The sequence below is a fragment of the Pseudomonas sp. S34 genome, assembly GCF_009866745.1.
Taxonomy (GTDB): domain Bacteria; phylum Pseudomonadota; class Gammaproteobacteria; order Pseudomonadales; family Pseudomonadaceae; genus Aquipseudomonas; species Aquipseudomonas jessenii.
Map to the genome: position 1 here is coordinate 768523 of NZ_CP019398.1, position 17070 is coordinate 785592.

Sequence of the window (17070 nt, forward strand, 5' to 3'; positions counted from 1 at the left end):
TATCGACCGACTCAAGCGCTGGCGATAGCTTCGGCTTGCCGCAACCAGGCTGCATGCCGGTCTGCGCTGGCGCCGAGAATTGGCCCGAAGGTGAGGGTTCGGGTTGGCTTGATGCCACAGAATTCCAGCGTGGTTTTACGGACCTGATGCAAACCGGGCATGCGGTAGATCCATCGGTAGTACCAGGGCGGTGTGTCCATGGTCACCAGCAGGTGGGCGGTTCGGCCGCGCAGGAGTTTGTCGGGGAAGGCTTTGCCCTGGCGATACTTGAAGGCAAAACCCGGCAAGAACACCCGGTCGAAAAAACCCTTGAGCAAGGCCGGTACGCCACCCCACCAGATCGGATAAACCAGCGTCAGCTGTTCGGCCCACAGGATATCGGCCTGGGCGTTACGCAAGTCGGCCTCCAGCGGCTGGACCTGTTGATAGCCTTCGCGCAGCACCGGGTCAAAATCCATGCTGCCCAGAAACAATTGACGCACTTCATGCCCGGCGCGCACTGCCGACAGTGTGTAGCGCTCCGCAAGGGCGGCGCAGAAGCTGTTGCCGGACGGATGCCCGAGTATCACCAGTATTCGTTTACCCATCATCGCGGTCCTTGAAGATCAAACCTCAAGGATAAAGTCTGCCCCTCAGGGGAGAGTCAAGGCGTGCAGCAGGGCCTTGGCATAACCGGGTAATGCGGCGAAGTCCCGGGCACAGAGCAGCAGTTTGCGTTGGCCCCAGGGTTCTTGCAGGGCGAGGCTTTTGAAGGGTAGTCCGGCGGACCCGCGTTCGACCGCGGCCAGCGGCACGATTGCCAGTCCCGCCCCTCGGGCGACCATGCGCATCACGCCATCGAAACCGTCGGCGCGGATGCGAATCTGCATGCGCAGGCCGGCGTGCAGTGCCTGCTCTTCCAGGTACACCGCCAGCGCGCTGTTGGCATTCAGGCCAACGTAGTCGTGATGCAACGTGTCGGTGAAGCTCACGGAGGTCGCCTGAGCCAATGGATGTTCCCGGGGCATGATCAGCACCAGCGGATCATCGCGAAACGCTCGGGTCTGCAGGTCATCGGTGTCCACCGCGTCGGAAACGATGCCCAGGTCCGCCGCACCCTGGCGCAAGGCGTGGGTGATGCGGGTGCTGGGCAGTTCCTGCAAGTCGATGTCGAGGTTGGGATGGCTATGCAGGAAATCCGCGAGCAGCTCTGGCAGGTACTCGGTGATCGCCGTGGTGTTGCACAGCAGCCGCACCTGGCCTTTGACACCCTGGGCGTACTCGGACAGTTCCTGTTGCAGGCGTTCGGCCTGTTGCAGCAGAACCCGGGCGTGTCGGGCCAGGGCATTGCCGGCCGGCGTCGGGCTGACCCCACGACGATTGCGCTGAAGAAACTCGACGCCCAGCGACGCCTCCATGGCGCGAATTCGCGCGCTGGCCGCTGCCAGGGACAAATGACTGCGCGCGGCACCGGCGGTGATGTTGCCGGTGTCGAGGATGTTCAGGTACAGGCGCAGGTCGGTCAGGTCGAAGTGCATTACGGCAACCTCTGGATGTGTGTTGTCTGGGAGGCCGCCATCGCGAGCAAGCCCGCTCCCACAGTGGATCGCATTTCTTCTGCGAGAACTCGGTCTCCTGTGGGAGCGGGCTTGCCCGCGAAGAGGCCAGTCGCTTCAGCAAAATACTAAGCCTCTGTCTAAGCAAGAGGCAGCCTCAGTATATGGCAGATTTTCAATCAACCCCCGCGGGCTCACTATGGCCCCATGAATACACTTTCGGCGTTTTATCAGCATCTCGGCTTGGCCCTTTCGCTGCTGGTTATCGGCACCTTTGTGCTGGCCGGCATGATCAAGGGGGTGATCGGCCTCGGCCTGCCGACCGTTGCCATGGGCCTGCTCGGTCTGGCTATGGCGCCGACGCAGGCTGCGGCGCTGCTGATCATTCCGGCGACCCTGACCAACATTTGGCAACTGGCATTCGGCGGGCATCTGTCGGCGCTGGCCAAGCGGTTGTGGCCGATGTTGCTGGCGATTTTCATCGGCACCGGGGCAGGCACGCTGTGGGTCGGCATGAGCGGTGACCATTGGGTGGTGCGGGGGTTGGGCGCTGCATTGTTGCTGTATGCGCTCAGCGGTTTGTTCCTGCCGACTGTGCGCGTGGGGCGGCGCAGCGAACGCTGGCTCGGTCCTCTGTGCGGCGTGCTGACCGGCGTCATCACGTCAGCCACCGGTGTGTTCGTGATTCCGGCGGTGCCCTATCTGCAAGCGCTGGGCTTGAGCAAGGACCAGCTGGTGCAAGCGCTGGGCCTGTCGTTCACCGTCTCGACCCTGGCCCTGGCCGGTGGTTTGCTATGGCGCGGCGCGCTCGGCGGGGGCGAATTGAGCGCATCGCTGTTGGCGCTGATCCCGGCCATGCTCGGCATGTGGCTGGGGCAATCGCTGCGCCAGCGGATCAGCGCCCTGTGGTTCAAACGCGTGTTCTTCGTTGGCCTGGGGGTGCTCGGCGGCCATTTGCTGATCAGCGGCTAGCGGACGACGGACTGATCATGTCGATGGCGCGGATCTCGAAATCCCGTTCCAGGTATTCATCGCGCTGCTCGAGGAACTGCTTCATGTGCGGCAGGTTCGAGTGCACATCGAGGTGGGCCTGGGATTGCCAGATTTCGTAGAAGATGAACAGGGTCGGGTCCTGTTTGTCGCGCAGCATGTGGTACTCGATGCAACCGGGTTCGGCTCGGCTCGCTTGCACGTAGCCGTTGAAAAACGCTTCAAAGGCGTCGGATTTTTCCGGACGGGTCTTGGCGTGCAGGATGAATCCCTGGATTTCACTCATCTACATCTCTCCTCAAGTCAGAACTGGTGCCAGTTTAAGGCAACAATCGCCTGCTGATTCGTGCTTGTAGGTCAAATGAATTTTGCCAAATCGACGCTTACTCCGCGTGAGGTCGATCGGTACTCTGCCGCCATCCGATTCCCGACCTTCCCGAGACCTCCCATGAAAAAAGTCCTGTTACTCAATGGCGGCAAAAAATTTGCACACTCCGACGGCCGCTACAACGCCACCCTGCATGAAGCCGCGTTGAGCGTGCTGGATCGCGGCGGTATGGATGTCAAAACCACTTTCATCGACGAGGGTTACGACGTCGCCGAAGAAGTGGCCAAGTTCCTCTGGGCCGACGTGATCATTTACCAGATGCCCGGCTGGTGGATGGGCGCGCCGTGGACAGTGAAAAAGTACATTGATGAAGTCTTCACCGAAGGCCATGGCAGCCTCTATGCCAGCGACGGTCGCACCCGTTCAGACGCGTCGCAGAAGTACGGCAGCGGCGGCCTGATTCACGGCAAGCAATACATGTTGTCGCTGACCTGGAACGCCCCGCAGCAGGCCTTCGACGACCCGACCGATTTCTTCGAGGCCAAAGGCGTGGACGCGGTGTACTTCCCGTTCCACAAGGCCAACGAGTTCCTGGGCATGACCGGTTTGCCGACGTTCCTGTGTGTGGACGTGATGAAGCGCCCAAACATCGAAGGCGACGTGGCGCGCTATGCGCAGCATTTGGCAGAGGTGTTTGGCCTGAAGGCGTAACTGTCAGCTAGTATCGAAAGCTTGAGTTTGTGTGCGGGCTTTTGTGGCGAGGGGGCTTGTCGGAACGCCGCACCGCCCCGTTCGGCGGCGAAGCCGTCGTAAAATCGATATACGCAGTTTATCTGAACCTGCGTGCGCACCGGTTTTGGGTCCGCTTCGCGGACCAACGGGAGCAAGCCCCCTCGCCACAATGGTTTCTCTGTGCCCAAAAGGGCGGCGCAGGACTATCGATAAGGGACATACGTGAAAGCCAGATCCGATGAGTTGCAGATTTTCGTCTGCGTGATTGAATGCGGGTCGATTTCTGCGGCGGCCGAGCAGGTCGGGCAAACGCCTTCGGCGGTCAGTCGTACGCTGTCGCGGCTGGAGGCCAAGCTCGACACCACGTTGATCAATCGCACCACGCGGCGCATGGACCTGACCGAAGAGGGCAAGTACTTCTTTGAACACGCCAAGCGGATTCTCGATCAGATGGATGAGCTCGAAGAGCGCCTGTCCTCACGCCAGCAAACACCGTCCGGGCGGCTGCGGATCAACGCGGCATCACCGTTCATGCTGCACGCCATCGTGCCCTACATCGATGAATTCCGCAGGCTTTACCCCGACATCCAGCTCGAACTCAACAGCAACGATTTGATCATCGACCTGCTGGAGCAGAGTACCGACATCGCCATTCGCATTGGCACCCTGACCGACTCGACGCTGCATGCCCGCTCCCTGGGTTGCAGCCCGCTGCACATCGTCGCCAGCCCGGCGTACCTGGAAAAATACGGCACACCGCAAGCCGTGGCTGACCTGGCCCACCATACGCTGCTGGGGTTCACCCAGAACGAAGGCCTCAACCAATGGCCGCTGCGTTATGTGCATGGCGATCGCTGGCCGATCCAGGCGTCGATCAGTGCTTCCAGCGGCGAAACCATCCGCCATCTCGCACTGGACGGCCAGGGCATCGCCAGCCTGTCGCATTTCATGACCATCGAAGACATTCGTGCCGGACGCTTGAAGGTGTTGCTGGCCGAGTTCAATAGCGGTTATCGCCAGCCGATCAACGCGGTGTACTACCGCAACTCGCAACTGGCTCTGCGGATTCAATGCTTCCTGGACTTTATCCAGGGCAAGTTGGCCGATTATGCGAATGCAGAGTTCAAGGGTTGATTCGTGATTGCTGGGCAATGACGAGAGGGGCTGAGCCCGCTTTAGACCGCGTCATCGTTCTTCGCGGGCAAGCCGCGCTCCCACAGGTACTGTGTTGTTCGCCCATTTCGTGAATGACACAAAACCTGTGGGAGCGAGCTTGCTCGCGATGGCGTTTGCGCAGGCACAACAACTGGTCGGTCTGACTGCATTTCCGTAACATCCGCACACTCTTTTTCGTCTCTCCCTGTGTGCGGTTCCCAATGAAAGCAAAACGTCTACGTGCCGATGTCCTGGCGGGGCTTACCACTTCCTTCGCCCTGTTGCCCGAGTGCATCGCTTTTGCGCTGGTAGCCCATCTCAATCCGCTGATGGGGCTGTATGGCGCGTTCATCATCTGCACCCTGACCGCGCTGTTCGGTGGGCGACCGGGCATGGTGTCTGGCGCGGCCGGCTCGATGGCCGTGGTGATCGTCGCGCTGGTGGTGCAACACGGTGTGCAGTATCTGCTGGCCACGGTGTTGCTGGGCGGGTTGATCATGATCGCGTTCGGGCTGCTCAAGCTCGGCAAGCTGGTGCGCATGGTGCCGTACCCGGTGATGCTCGGTTTCGTCAACGGCCTGGCGATCGTCATTGCCCTGGCGCAACTGGAGCACTTCAAGAACGGTGAGGCCTGGTTGAGCGGTACGCCGCTGTACATGATGCTCGGGCTGGTCGCGGTGACCATGGCCGTTGTCTATGTGATGCCGCGCCTGACCCGTACGGTGCCGCCGGCGCTGGTGGCGATTCTCGGCGTGGGCCTGGCGGTGTATCTGCTTGGCCTGCCGACCCGAACCCTGGGCGACATGGCGCACATTGCCGGTGGCTTGCCGACGCTGGCGCTGCCGGACATTGCGTGGAACCTGGACACCCTGCGCATCATCGCGCCCTACGCGATCGTGATGGCGCTGGTCGGGTTGCTGGAAACCCTGTTGACCCTGAACCTCACCGACGAATTCACCGAGAGCCGTGGTTACCCGGATCGCGAGTGCGTGGCGCTGGGGGCGGCGAATCTGGTGTCCGGTGCGTTCGGCGGCATGGGCGGGTGCGCCATGATCGGCCAGACCGTGATCAACCTCAGCTCCGGCGGTCGCGGGCGTTTGTCCGGGGTGGTGGCGGGGGTGTCGATCCTGTTGTTCATCCTGTTTCTGTCGCCGCTTATCGAGCGCATTCCGCTGGCCGCGCTGGTGGGGGTGATGTTCGTGGTGTCGCAACAGACCTTCGCCTGGGCTTCGTTGCGGGTGCTGAACAAGGTGCCGTTGAACGACGTGCTGGTGATCATCGCGGTGACGGTGATTACTGTTTTCACCGATCTGGCAATGGCAGTGCTCTGCGGGATCATCATCGCGGCGCTCAATTTCGCCTGGCAGCAGGCCCGGCAGCTGTACGCCGACAGTCATCTGGAAACCGACGGCAGCAAGCTGTACCGGGTGCATGGCACGCTGTTCTTCGCCTCGACGACACCCTTCCTCAATCAGTTCGACCCGGCCAATGACCCGGCGCAAGTGACCCTGGATTGCCAGCACCTGAGCTTTGTCGACTACTCGGCCATCGCTGCACTGGGCACCTTGCGCGAGCGCTATGCCAAGGCCGGCAAGCATCTGCGGGTGCTGCATTTGTCCGAGCGTTGCAAGAAATTGCTCAAGCGTGCCCGGATACAGCACGACTGAAATCAAACAGGCAGGCGCGATGAAAATCCGCCTGCCTGATTTTCATTATTTGCGACAACTCATACCTTTGCGCGACACGCCTTACCTCTGCACGAAAATTACTTTCACCTCGTTTGAAAATCACCTTCCGAAATGTTTTAAGAGTTTCACAAATATTTCGACGTGACCCTCTCGAGGAGTACCGCATGACCCTGTCCTTCGGCTATTGGCTGCTGGTGTATGCCGCCATCGCCATCATTGCACTGATCGTTCTGATCGCCCGTTACCGGCTCAACCCGTTCATTGTCATCACCCTGATTTCCATTGGCCTGGCGCTGGTGGCGGGCATGCCACCGTCGGGTGTGGTGGGGGCGTACGAGGCCGGGGTCGGCAAGACCCTGGGACACATCGCGCTGGTAGTGGCGCTGGGCACCATGCTCGGCAAGATGATGGCCGAGTCCGGTGGCGCCGAGCAGGTGGCGCGGACCTTGATCGACCGCTTTGGCGAGAAGAACGCGCATTGGGCGATGGTGACCATCGCGTTTCTGGTGGGGTTGCCGCTGTTCTTCGAAGTCGGTTTCGTCTTGCTGGTACCGATTGCCTTTACCGTGGCGCGGCGGGTTGGCGTCTCGATCCTGATGGTCGGCTTGCCGATGGTCGCCGGGCTTTCGGTGGTGCATGCGCTGGTACCGCCGCACCCGGCGGCGATGCTGGCGGTACAGGTGTATCAGGCATCGGTGGGGCAGACCTTGATGTACGCGATCCTGATCGGCATTCCGACGGCGATCATCGCAGGTCCGCTGTACGCCAAATTCATCGTGCCGCGCATTCAGTTACCGGCGGAAAACCCGCTGGAACGCCAGTTCCTGGAGCGTGAACCGCGCGACAGCCTGCCGGGTTTCGGCATCACCATGGCGACCATCCTGTTGCCGGTGGTGCTGATGCTGATCGGTGGCTGGGCCAATCTGATTTCTACGCCGGGCAGTGGTTTCAATCAGTTCCTGCTGTTCATCGGCAACTCGGTGATCGCGCTGTTGCTGGCCACATTGTTGAGTTTCTGGACCCTCGGCCTGGCCCAGGGCTTCAACCGTGAATCGATCCTCAAGTTCACCAACGAATGCCTGGCGCCGACCGCGAGCATCACCTTGCTGGTAGGCGCCGGTGGTGGCTTGAACCGGATTCTGGTGGACGCCGGCGTCACCGACCAGATCGTCGGCCTGGCCCACGAATTTCATTTGTCGCCGTTGTTGATGGGCTGGCTGTTTGCCGCGTTGATGCGCATCGCCACCGGTTCTGCCACTGTGGCCATGACCACCGCTTCAGGCGTGGTCGCGCCAGTGGCCATTGGTCTGGGTTATCCCCATCCGGAGTTGCTGGTGCTGGCGACTGGCGCCGGGTCGGTTATCTTTTCCCACGTCAACGACGGTGGTTTCTGGTTGATCAAGGAATACTTCAACATGACCGTTACCCAGACCTTCAAGACCTGGACCGTGCTCGAGACATTGATCTCGGTCGTCGCCTTCGGCCTGACCGTTGGCCTTTCTTACCTGATTTAGCCGGAGCCACTTGCATGGACATCCTCTACCAGATCCGCGCCCGTCAGGACTCCTTCAGCGCCGGTGAAGGACGCATCGCCCGCCTGATGCTCGACGACGTAGGATTTGCCGCCTCCGCCAGCCTCGATGAACTGGCGCTGCGGGCAGAGGTCAGCAGCGCCACGCTGTCGCGGTTCGCCCGTACGGTCGGCTGCAAGGACCTGCGTGACTTGCGCTTGCAACTGGCCCAGGCCAGCGGCGTCGGCAGCCGGTTTCTCGACCCGGCGGGCACGCCCGAGCAGTCGGCGTTCTACGGGCAGATCGTGGGCGACATCGAGTCGACCTTGCGCCAGCACCTGGCCGCGTTCGATGAGTCGCGTTTCGCCGATGCGGTGAAACTGCTGGGCAAGGCGCGCATGATCCACGCTTTCGGCATGGGTGGCTGCTCGACCCTGTGCAGCGATGAACTGCAAGTGCGCCTGGTGCGCCTCGGCTTTCCGATTGCGGTGTGCCACGATGCGGTGATGATGCGCGTCACCGCCGCCAGCCTCAGCGCTGAACACGTGGTGATTGTCTGCTCGCTGACCGGGATCACCCCGGAGCTGATTGAAACGCTGGAGCTGGCGCGCAGCTATGGCGCAGGCATTCTGGCCATCACCCGGGCAGATTCGCCCCTGGCGCAACTGGCCGACATCGTCCTGCCCCTGCAAAGCGCCGAAACCTCGTTCATCTACAAACCCACGGCAGCGCGCTACGGCATGCTGCTGGCCATCGATGTGCTCGCCACCGAGCTGGCCCTGGCCAATCCTGAAGACAATCAAGAACGTCTGCGGCGGATCAAACTCGCCCTCGACGAATACCGCGGCGGCGACGATCACTTGCCGCTGGGAGACTGACATGCAGTACGACACGCTGATTCGCAACGCCCTGATCATCGACGGCAGCAACAGCCCTGGATACCCCGCCGACGTGGCCATTCTCAACGGGCGCATCGAGCGTATCGGCGACTTGCGCGATGCCCGTGCCAGCGAGGAAATCGACGCACAGGGCCATGTACTGGCGCCGGGTTTCATCGACGTGCACACCCATGACGACACCGTGGTGATTCGTCAGCCGCAGATGCTGCCCAAGCTCAGCCAGGGCGTGACCACGGTGATCGTCGGCAACTGCGGGATCAGTGCCTCACCAGTGAGCTTGCGCGGCGATCCGCCGGACCCGATGAACCTGCTGGGCACGGCCGCTGCGTTCGTTTATCCGACCTTCCGCGACTACCGCGTGGCCGTCGAAGCGGCGAACACCACGCTGAACGTTGCCGCGCTGGTCGGTCATACGGCGTTGCGCAGCAATCATCTGGACGACCTGTTTCGCACCGCCACGGCAGACGAAATCAGCGCGATGCGCGAACAACTGCGCGAAAGCCTCGAGGCCGGCGCCCTGGGCCTGTCCACCGGCCTTGCCTATGCCAGCGCCTTCTCGGCATCGACCGATGAGGTGATGCAACTGACCGAAGAATTGACCGCGTTCGGGGCGGTCTATACCACCCATTTGCGCAGCGAATTCGAACCGGTGCTGGAGGCCATGGACGAGGCGTACCGGATCGGTCGCCATGCGCAAAGCCCGGTGATCATCTCTCACCTCAAATGTGCCGGCGCCGGTAACTGGGGGCGTAGTCCACAGCTGCTGGCGTCCCTCGAAGAGGCAGCGAAGACCCACCCGGTGGGGTGCGACTGTTATCCCTACGCCGCGAGCTCTTCGACCCTGGACCTCAAGCAGGTGACCGATGCCCACCGCATCACCATCACCTGGTCGACCCCGCATCCGCAGATGGGCGGTCGCGACCTGATGGACATCGCCGCCGAATGGAATCTGCCGTTGCTGGAGGCCGCTCGCCAACTGCAACCGGCCGGTGCGGTGTACTACGGAATGGATGAGGCGGATGTCCGTCGGATCCTCGCGCATCCGCTGTCGATGGTCGGCTCCGACGGCTTGCCGGAAGATCCGTTTCCGCACCCACGCTTGTGGGGTGCATTCCCTCGGGTGCTCGGACATTTCAGCCGCGACGTGGGACTGTTCCCGCTGCACACCGCCGTGCACAAAATGACCGGGCTGTCGGCGGCGCGCTTCGGCTTGAAGGAGCGCGGTGAAATACGCGAAGGCCATTGGGCGGATCTGGTGTTGTTCGACCCGGCGACCATTCGTGATGTCGCCGACTTCAACGACCCACAGCGGGCGGCGGAGGGCATTGAAGGGGTATGGATCAACGGTGTGTTGAGTTACCGTGATGGCCAGGCCAACGGGCGCAGGGAAGGACGGTTTCTGGCCCGGGAAGGGGATTTGCGCACGGGTTTTCAGTGAGTTTCGAGGACTGCGTCACGGTGATGGCACTTTGAAACTAAAGAATGGCATTTCCGCGCCGAAGGACTGTTATCAAACCCGACAACCTAACGCTGTTCAATCATGTAGGAGCGAGCCTGCTCGCGATGGAGTCAAAGGCGCCGCGTTTAGCCAGTCAAAACGCGTTATCGTTAACGACCATCGCGAGCAGGCTCGCTCCTACAGGGAGCAATCCGATGAGCTTCGGCAAAACAACTCCGATCCTGCGTATTTTCGACGAAGCCAAGGCAGTGGAGTTCTACGTCGATTTCCTGGGGTTCAAGATCGACTGGCAACATCGATTCGAAGCGAATTACCCGCTGTACCTGCAAATCTCCCGTGGCGAATGTGTGCTGCACTTGTCCGAACACCATGGCGACAGCACACCGGGGTCTGCGCTGCGGATCGAGACGGATGAGCTGGAGAAGTTTCAGCAGCAACTGTTGGCCAGGCAATACAGGTTTTCCCATCCGCAGATTCAGGCCATGCCCTGGGGCAGCCAGGACATGACCATCGCCGACCCGTTCGGCAATCGGTTGGTGTTCACCAACGCGATAAGTCTCTGAGCCTTCAGCCCCTCAGGTTTAAGCCTTCAGCCTTCGTTCGGCACCCGGTGGGTTTGGCGAAACTCGCCGGGCGGCATCCCGCGCCGGCTTTTGAACGTGCGGTGAAACGAGCGGGGTTCGGTGAAACCCAGGTACTGGGCGATGTCCTGGATCGGCAGGGTGCTGTTGAGCAGGTAATGCTCGGCCAGCTCCTGGCGCAGGTCATCGAGGATCTGCTGGTACGACGTACCGGCCTGATGCAACTGGCGTTGCAGCGTGCGCACTGACACCGCGAGATGCTCGGCCACCTGCTCCTTGCGTGGCAGACCTTCCTTGAGCAATTTTCGCAGGATGCTTTTGACCCGCTGTTCCAGCGAAGCGTCCTCCAGTGTGGCCATCAACCCCTGGGCATGTTCTTCCAGGGTGCGCAGCAATTGCGCATCGGCCTGGCGCAATGGCAACTGCAAATACGGCAATGGGACAATCAGCGCCGAATAAGGCTGGTTGAACAGTACCGGACAGTCGAAGAACTGCTCGTACTGTGCCAGCGTCGTGTCGGCCGGACAGGCATGTTCCAGCCAGACGGCAGCCGGTGACATTTGCGTGTCGGCGATCCAGCGTGCGTATTGCAGCCAGGAGCCGAGCACGTTTTCCACCAGGTGTCGGCGAATTCGCGGGCGCTGATGGCGGCATGTCCAGATCAGGTGGACGTCGCTGCCTTGCACCTCGGCGCGGCTGACGCCCATGTCTCCCACCAGCTTCTCGAACGGCATGATGCGGCTCATGGCGTCGCCCAGTGTCGCGCAGTTCATGGTGATGTAGCCCAGCACGCTCCAGGAGTTGGGCAACACAAAGCGCGCGGCGTTGAGACCGAACAACGCATCGCCCGAGTGTTCGCAGAAATAATCGAGCAGCCGTTCATGGGCTTCACCCGGCAACCGCAGGCTGTTGTCACTCAACTGCTGTGCCTGCAACCCGGCAGCCGCCAACGCAGGCTCGATGGCCATGCCCAATTGTTCGGCATGACGCAGGTATTTGAGCAGCGGCGGAACTGAAGTGAAGCCCAGGGATTGCATGATCGTATTCCTTTGATCAAGGCCCGCGTGCGCGGATGAATGCCTGAAAGGTAATTTGAAACCACGGCTAAAGTAAATGGCTGACGCCTGCGCGACGTTTGACTCAATTGGCTACTCGAACTGGCCGGATGCGACCGTGACACTTTTCGGCGGCTGACTAGTATGGGGGCCTGAAATATCACTGATCAGAACCGCAAAAGGACACACGCATGCGACGCTGGAACGGCTGGGGAGATGCAACCACGGTGGTCGAACTGCCGGCCCAGGGCGCGAGTTTTCTCGCCCAGCGGGTGGGAGACGGTCGAGCGCTGCCCGATGCGACGCTTGAGACAGCATTGGCCCGCGTGCCCCCGTCGCGGTTGCAGCAACACTTCCTGTACAGCGTGGATGCCCATGATCGTTTGCTGCATGCGCGAGGGCAGAGCCTGCCGGACTGGCTGGCGTTGCGTGAAGGCGCGTTGGGGAATTATCCCGACGCCGTGGCCTATCCCGTGAACGCTGAACAGATTCGCCGGTTACTGTTGCTCGCCCATGAACAGGACCTGTGCCTGATTCCTTATGGCGGCGGCACCTCGGTGGCCGGTCACATCAACCCGCCGAGTTCCGCACGGCCGGTGGTGACAGTTTCCCTGGCCCGCATGAATCGCCTGCTGGACCTCGACGAACAGAGCCTGCTGGCCACCTTCGGCCCTGGCACCAGCGGACCACAGGTGGAAAGTCAGTTGCGCGCCCGTGGTTACACCCTGGGGCATTTCCCGCAATCGTGGGAGCTGTCGACCCTGGGTGGTTGGGTCGCCAGCCGCTCCAGTGGCCAGCAGTCATTGCGTTATGGGCGGATCGAGCAATTGTTCGCCGGCGGGACACTGGAAACATTTGCCGGACCTTTGGAAATTCCCTCCTTTCCGGCCTCGGCGGCCGGGCCCGATCTGCGCGAGGTGGTGTTGGGCTGTGAGGGCCGCTTCGGGATCATTTCCGAGGTGAAGGTACGGGTCAGTGCTCTGCCCGCCGATGAGCGTTTCTATGGCGTGTTTCTGCCCGATTGGCCCAAGGCGCTGCAAGCCATCCGCCAGTTGGCCCAGGCGCGGGTGCCGCTGTCGATGCTGCGCCTGTCCAACGCGGTGGAAACCGAAACCCAGCTGGCGCTGGCCGGTCACCCGCAGCAGATCGCCTGGCTGGAAAAGTACCTGGCCCTGCGCGGCGCCGGTGCGGGCAAATGCCTGCTGACGTTCGGTGTTACCGGCAATCGTCGACAAAATGCGCTGTCCCTGCGTCAGGCCCGGCAGCACCTCAAGGCGTTCGGCGGGGTGTTTACCGGCACCTTGCTCGGCAAGAAGTGGGCGCAGAACCGTTTTCGTTTTCCCTACCTGCGGGAAAACCTGTGGAACGCCGGTTACGTGGTGGACACCCTGGAAACCGCCACTGACTGGAGCAACGTCGATAACCTGCTCACGCTGATCGAAAACAGCCTGCGCGACGCCTTGGCTGCCGAAGGCGAGCGGGTGCATGTCTTCACCCACCTTTCCCATGTCTATGGCGAAGGATCGAGCATCTACACCACCTATGTGTTTCGCCCGGCGGCCGACTACCCCGCCACCCTGGCGCGCTGGCAGGCGCTCAAGCAGGCGGCCAGCCAGACCATCGTCGACAACCACGGCACCATCAGTCACCAGCATGGCGTGGGCAAGGACCACGCGCCGTACCTGCGGCGGGAGAAGGGCGCGCTGGCGATGGACACCCTGCAGGCATTGAGTCGGCACTTTGATCCGGCCGGGCGTTTGAACCCTGGCACGCTGTTGCAGGAGTGACGGCCATGAGCCTGGACTGGAACGCGGCGTGGCGACAGCGAGTGCTGCCGACGCTGGCGGATGAAACCTGGGACCTGATCGTCATCGGTGGCGGCATCAGCGGCGCCGGTATCCTGCGCGAAGCCGCGCGCCGAGGGTGGCGTTGCCTGCTGTTGGAGCAGCGCGATTTCGCCTGGGGCACCTCCAGCCGTTCCTCGAAAATGGTCCATGGCGGCTTGCGCTACATCGCCAAGGGCCAGTGGCGCCTGACCCGCGACTCAGTCCGCGAACGCCAGCGCCTGCTCGACGAGGCGCCGGGGCTGGTGGAGCCGATGAGTTTCATGATGCCGCATTACCGTGGCGGTTTTCCCGGACCGCGGGTGCTGGGTGGTTTGCTGTCCATCTATGACGCATTGGCCGGGCGGCGCAGCCATCACTTCCATGACGCGCAACAACTGCGTTATCTGGCGCCCGGGGTGAAGGAAGATGACCTGCTGGGCGGCACCTGTTTTGTCGATGCGCTGACCGATGATGCCCGTCTGGTGATGCGCGTATTGGGCGAGGCCCGGGCCGACGGCGCCGTGGTGCTCAACGGCGTGCGCGTGCAGCAATTGTTGCGTGAAGAGGGGCGCGTTTGCGGGGTTCAGGTCGAAGACTGCGAAGGGGGCGGGTTACTGACATTGCGTTGTGGTGTGCTGGCCGTGGCCACCGGCGCGTGGGCCGAGCGCTTGCGCCTGCCCGATGCCCCTCGCCAGTTGCGGCCGTTGCGTGGCAGTCATTTGCTGTTGCCGGGCTGGCGCCTGCCCGTGGCGCAAGCCTTCACCTTTCTGCACGAGCACGACCGTCGACCGGTGTTCGTTTTCCCTTGGGAGGGTGCCACGGTGGTCGGTACCACGGACCTCGATCATCACGGCGATCTGGACCAGAGCGCGAGCATCAGCTTTGATGAGCTCGACTATCTGCTGGCGGCCTGCAGCCAACAGTTCCCCCAGGCCGAGGTGGTCGCCGCCGATGTGCTGTCGACCTGGTCGGGCGTGCGCCCGGTGGTGGGCAGTGCGGCGGGGGAGCATCAAGACAAGCCGTCGAATGAAACCCGTGAGCATGTGCTGTGGCAGGAGCCTGGTTGCGTGACCCTGGCCGGCGGCAAGCTGACCACCTTTCGCCCGCAGGCGATTGAAGTGCTCAAGGCCTGTGCAACCATGCTCGATCGTCCGTTCGTTGATGACGCCGCGCCAGTGTTCGCCGCCGTGCCGCCGCTGGCGATACCGGGGCTCAGCGCCAACCGGTGGCGGCGCCTGGCCGGGCGGCATGGCCGTGACCTGCCGAGGCTGGCGCAACTGATCGCGGAACTCGGCCATGACACCGTCGGCGGCACTGACACCTTGTGGGCGGAGCTGGCCGTTGCCTGCGATGGGGAAATGGTCCTGCACCTGGATGACCTGCTGCTGCGCCGAACCCGCCTGGGCCTGTTGCTGCCGCGCGGTGGCGAGGATTATTTCGCTGCCATTGGCCAACTCTGCCAACCGCGACTGGGTTGGGACGATGAGCATTGGCAGCAGGAATTACAGCGTTATCGGGCGTTGTGGCAACGCCATCATGGTTTGCCGGATGCCGCGCATTGATGCCCATTGAAGAGAGCTCCATGGATAACCACCCGAACAAGCGTTACCTGTTGGCCATCGACAATGGCACCCAGAGCGTGCGCGCGCTGCTCTTCGACCTGCAGGGCAATCTGCTGGGCAAAGGCAAGGTCGAGTTGCAGGCCTATTATTCGACTCAACCCGGCTGGGCCGAACAGGACCCGGAGTATTACTGGGCAAAACTGGGTGAGGCCTGCCAGCAGTTGTGGCAGCAAACCGGCATCGATCGCTCACAGATCGCCGGTGTATCCCTGACCACCCAGCGCGGCACGGTGATCAACGTCGATGCTCAGGGCAAGGCGCTGCGCCCGGCGATCCTGTGGCTCGATCAACGCCAGGCCGAAGTCAAGGGTGGCATCAAGGGACCGTGGGGCTGGCTGTTCAAACTGGTCGGCGCGCAAGCCACAGTGGACTACTTTCGCGCCCAGGCCGAGGCGAACTGGATCGCCCGCAATCAGCCTGAGGTCTGGGCGGCGACCGACAAGTTTTTGCTGCTCTCGGGGTTTCTCACCCATCGCCTGTGTGGGCGCTTTGTCGATTCGGTGGGCTGTTGCGTCGGTTACCTGCCGTTCGACTTCAAGCGCTTGCGCTGGGCCGCCCCCGCCGACTGGAAATGGCAGGCGCTGGCGGTGCGTCCCGAACAACTGCCGAGCCTGCTAAAGCCCGGTGAAACCCTCGGCTACATCAGCGCCGAGGCCAGCCGTCACACCGGCATTCCCGAGGGGCTGCCGCTGATCGCCGCAGGTGCCGACAAGGCCTGCGAAGTCGTGGGTTCCGGCGTCGTCGACCCAGGCACCGTGTGCCTTTCCTACGGCACCACGGCGACGATCACCAGCACCCGGTCGCGCTACCTGGAAATCGTTCCGTTGATTCCGCCTTACCCGTCTGCGGTACCGGATCAATACAACTGCGAGGTGATGATTTATCGCGGCTACTGGATGGTCAGCTGGTTCAAGAACGAGTTCGGTCTGCGGGAAATGCAGCAGGCCAAAGCTCAGGGGGTGGAGCCCGAGCAACTCTTCGATGCGCTGGTCGACGCCGTGCCGCCGGGCTCCATGGGGTTGATGCTGCAACCCTACTGGTCGCCCGGTATCCGCGAGCCGGGTGTCGAAGCCAAGGGCGCGATGATCGGCTTCGGCGACGTGCATACCCGCGCGCACATTTATCGGGCGATCCTCGAAGGTCTGGCGTATGCCTTGCGTCAGGGCATGGAGAAAATCGAGAAGCGTTCGAGGGTCTCCATCACACGCTTGCGCGTCGCCGGTGGTGGCTCCCAGAGTGATGCCGCGATGCAACTCACGGCGAACATTTTCGGCCTGCCGGCCGAGCGTCCGCATGTCTACGAAGCGTCCGGCCTGGGCGCGGCCATTTGCTGCGCGGTGGGGCTGGGGCTGCACGCGGATTTCCCCACGGCGATGGCCGCCATGACCCGGGTCGGTGCGGTATTCATGCCGCAACCCGAAGCGCAGCAGATTTATGAGCGACTGTACAAAGAGGTTTACCTGCGCATGTATCGACAGCTCAAGCCGCTGTACCAGAGCATCCGCAAAATTACCGGTTACCCGGCCTGAAAGAACACCGTAGATCCCCCCTGTGGGAGCGGGCTTGCTCGCGAAGGCGATGTGTCTGTGACATCAATGGCGACTGACACTCCGCCTTCGCGAGCAAGCCCGCTCCCACAATGAACTGTGGTGTTTCTTCTACCTTGCATGTGGCGCTATCGGAGACCTT

15 protein-coding genes are annotated in these 17070 nt (G+C 62.1%); 11 read left to right on the top strand and 4 right to left on the bottom strand.

Going from position 1 to position 17070, the window contains the following annotated elements:
• Positions 1-11: 11 nt before the first annotated feature.
• Both PspS34_RS03290 and PspS34_RS03295 read right to left on the bottom strand, forming a co-directional pair.
• Positions 12-590, bottom strand: a complete 579-nt coding sequence (locus PspS34_RS03290; RefSeq protein WP_102672788.1) for an NAD(P)H-dependent oxidoreductase — start codon at positions 588-590, stop codon at positions 12-14.
• Between the two features lie 42 nt (positions 591-632).
• Complete coding sequence (locus PspS34_RS03295) at positions 633-1517, bottom strand: LysR family transcriptional regulator (protein ID WP_154861532.1); 885 nt, start codon at positions 1515-1517, stop codon at positions 633-635.
• Positions 1518-1742: 225 nt separating this feature from the next.
• Here PspS34_RS03295 and PspS34_RS03300 point away from each other — a divergent pair, with 225 nt between their 5' ends.
• Entirely contained in the window at positions 1743-2507 is a 765-nt protein-coding gene (locus PspS34_RS03300; RefSeq protein WP_154861533.1) for a sulfite exporter TauE/SafE family protein, read from the top strand.
• Here PspS34_RS03300 and PspS34_RS03305 read toward each other — a convergent pair.
• Positions 2497-2811 (bottom strand): putative quinol monooxygenase, encoded by a 315-nt coding sequence (locus PspS34_RS03305; RefSeq protein WP_154861534.1) that lies wholly within the window; start codon positions 2809-2811, stop codon positions 2497-2499. The two genes, PspS34_RS03300 and PspS34_RS03305, sit on opposite strands and share 11 nt — an antisense overlap.
• A 162-nt stretch (positions 2812-2973) precedes the next feature.
• Between PspS34_RS03305 and PspS34_RS03310 the strand changes: the two genes are divergently transcribed.
• The 7 genes from PspS34_RS03310 to PspS34_RS03340 all read left to right on the top strand — a co-directional run bounded on the left by PspS34_RS03310 (position 2974) and on the right by PspS34_RS03340 (position 10860).
• Positions 2974-3564 carry an NAD(P)H-dependent oxidoreductase gene (locus PspS34_RS03310; protein WP_154861535.1) on the top strand — a complete coding sequence of 197 codons (591 nt, stop codon included), beginning with the start codon at positions 2974-2976 and terminating at the stop codon, positions 3562-3564.
• Positions 3565-3807: 243 nt separating this feature from the next.
• Positions 3808-4719 (top strand): LysR family transcriptional regulator, encoded by a 912-nt coding sequence (locus PspS34_RS03315; RefSeq protein ID WP_154861537.1) that lies wholly within the window; start codon positions 3808-3810, stop codon positions 4717-4719.
• Between the two features lie 242 nt (positions 4720-4961).
• Positions 4962-6407 carry a SulP family inorganic anion transporter gene (locus tag PspS34_RS03320; RefSeq protein WP_154861538.1) on the top strand — a complete coding sequence of 482 codons (1446 nt, stop codon included), beginning with the start codon at positions 4962-4964 and terminating at the stop codon, positions 6405-6407.
• A 185-nt stretch (positions 6408-6592) separates the two neighbouring features.
• Positions 6593-7942, top strand: coding sequence for a gluconate:H+ symporter (locus tag PspS34_RS03325; RefSeq protein WP_008047545.1), 1350 nt, complete (start codon positions 6593-6595; stop codon positions 7940-7942).
• 14 nt (positions 7943-7956) lie between these two features.
• Positions 7957-8817, top strand: a complete 861-nt coding sequence (locus PspS34_RS03330) for a MurR/RpiR family transcriptional regulator (RefSeq protein WP_154861539.1) — start codon at positions 7957-7959, stop codon at positions 8815-8817.
• Position 8818: 1 nt separating this feature from the next.
• Positions 8819-10276 carry a D-aminoacylase gene (locus PspS34_RS03335; RefSeq protein ID WP_154861540.1) on the top strand — a complete coding sequence of 486 codons (1458 nt, stop codon included), beginning with the start codon at positions 8819-8821 and terminating at the stop codon, positions 10274-10276.
• A 215-nt stretch (positions 10277-10491) separates the two neighbouring features.
• The gene (locus PspS34_RS03340) at positions 10492-10860 is read left to right on the top strand and encodes a glyoxalase superfamily protein (RefSeq protein WP_057716507.1); all 369 of its coding nucleotides are present in this window, start codon (positions 10492-10494) and stop codon (positions 10858-10860) included.
• A 26-nt stretch (positions 10861-10886) separates the two neighbouring features.
• Here the strand turns inward: PspS34_RS03340 and PspS34_RS03345 are convergent, their stop codons facing one another.
• Positions 10887-11915 carry an AraC family transcriptional regulator gene (locus tag PspS34_RS03345; RefSeq protein WP_154861541.1) on the bottom strand — a complete coding sequence of 343 codons (1029 nt, stop codon included), beginning with the start codon at positions 11913-11915 and terminating at the stop codon, positions 10887-10889.
• A 209-nt stretch (positions 11916-12124) separates the two neighbouring features.
• Here PspS34_RS03345 and PspS34_RS03350 point away from each other — a divergent pair, with 209 nt between their 5' ends.
• The 3 genes from PspS34_RS03350 to PspS34_RS03360 are packed head-to-tail and all read left to right on the top strand — an operon-like array spanning position 12125 to position 16910.
• Entirely contained in the window at positions 12125-13720 is a 1596-nt protein-coding gene (locus tag PspS34_RS03350) for an FAD-binding oxidoreductase (RefSeq protein ID WP_154861542.1), read from the top strand.
• Positions 13721-13725: 5 nt separating this feature from the next.
• A complete protein-coding gene (locus PspS34_RS03355) occupies positions 13726-15321 on the top strand; it encodes a glycerol-3-phosphate dehydrogenase/oxidase (RefSeq protein WP_154861543.1) in 1596 nt (531 codons plus the stop codon).
• A 20-nt stretch (positions 15322-15341) separates the two neighbouring features.
• On the top strand, positions 15342-16910 hold the full coding sequence (locus tag PspS34_RS03360) for an FGGY-family carbohydrate kinase (protein ID WP_154861544.1): 1569 nt from the start codon (positions 15342-15344) through the stop codon (positions 16908-16910).
• The last annotated feature ends 160 nt before the right edge of the window (positions 16911-17070 follow it).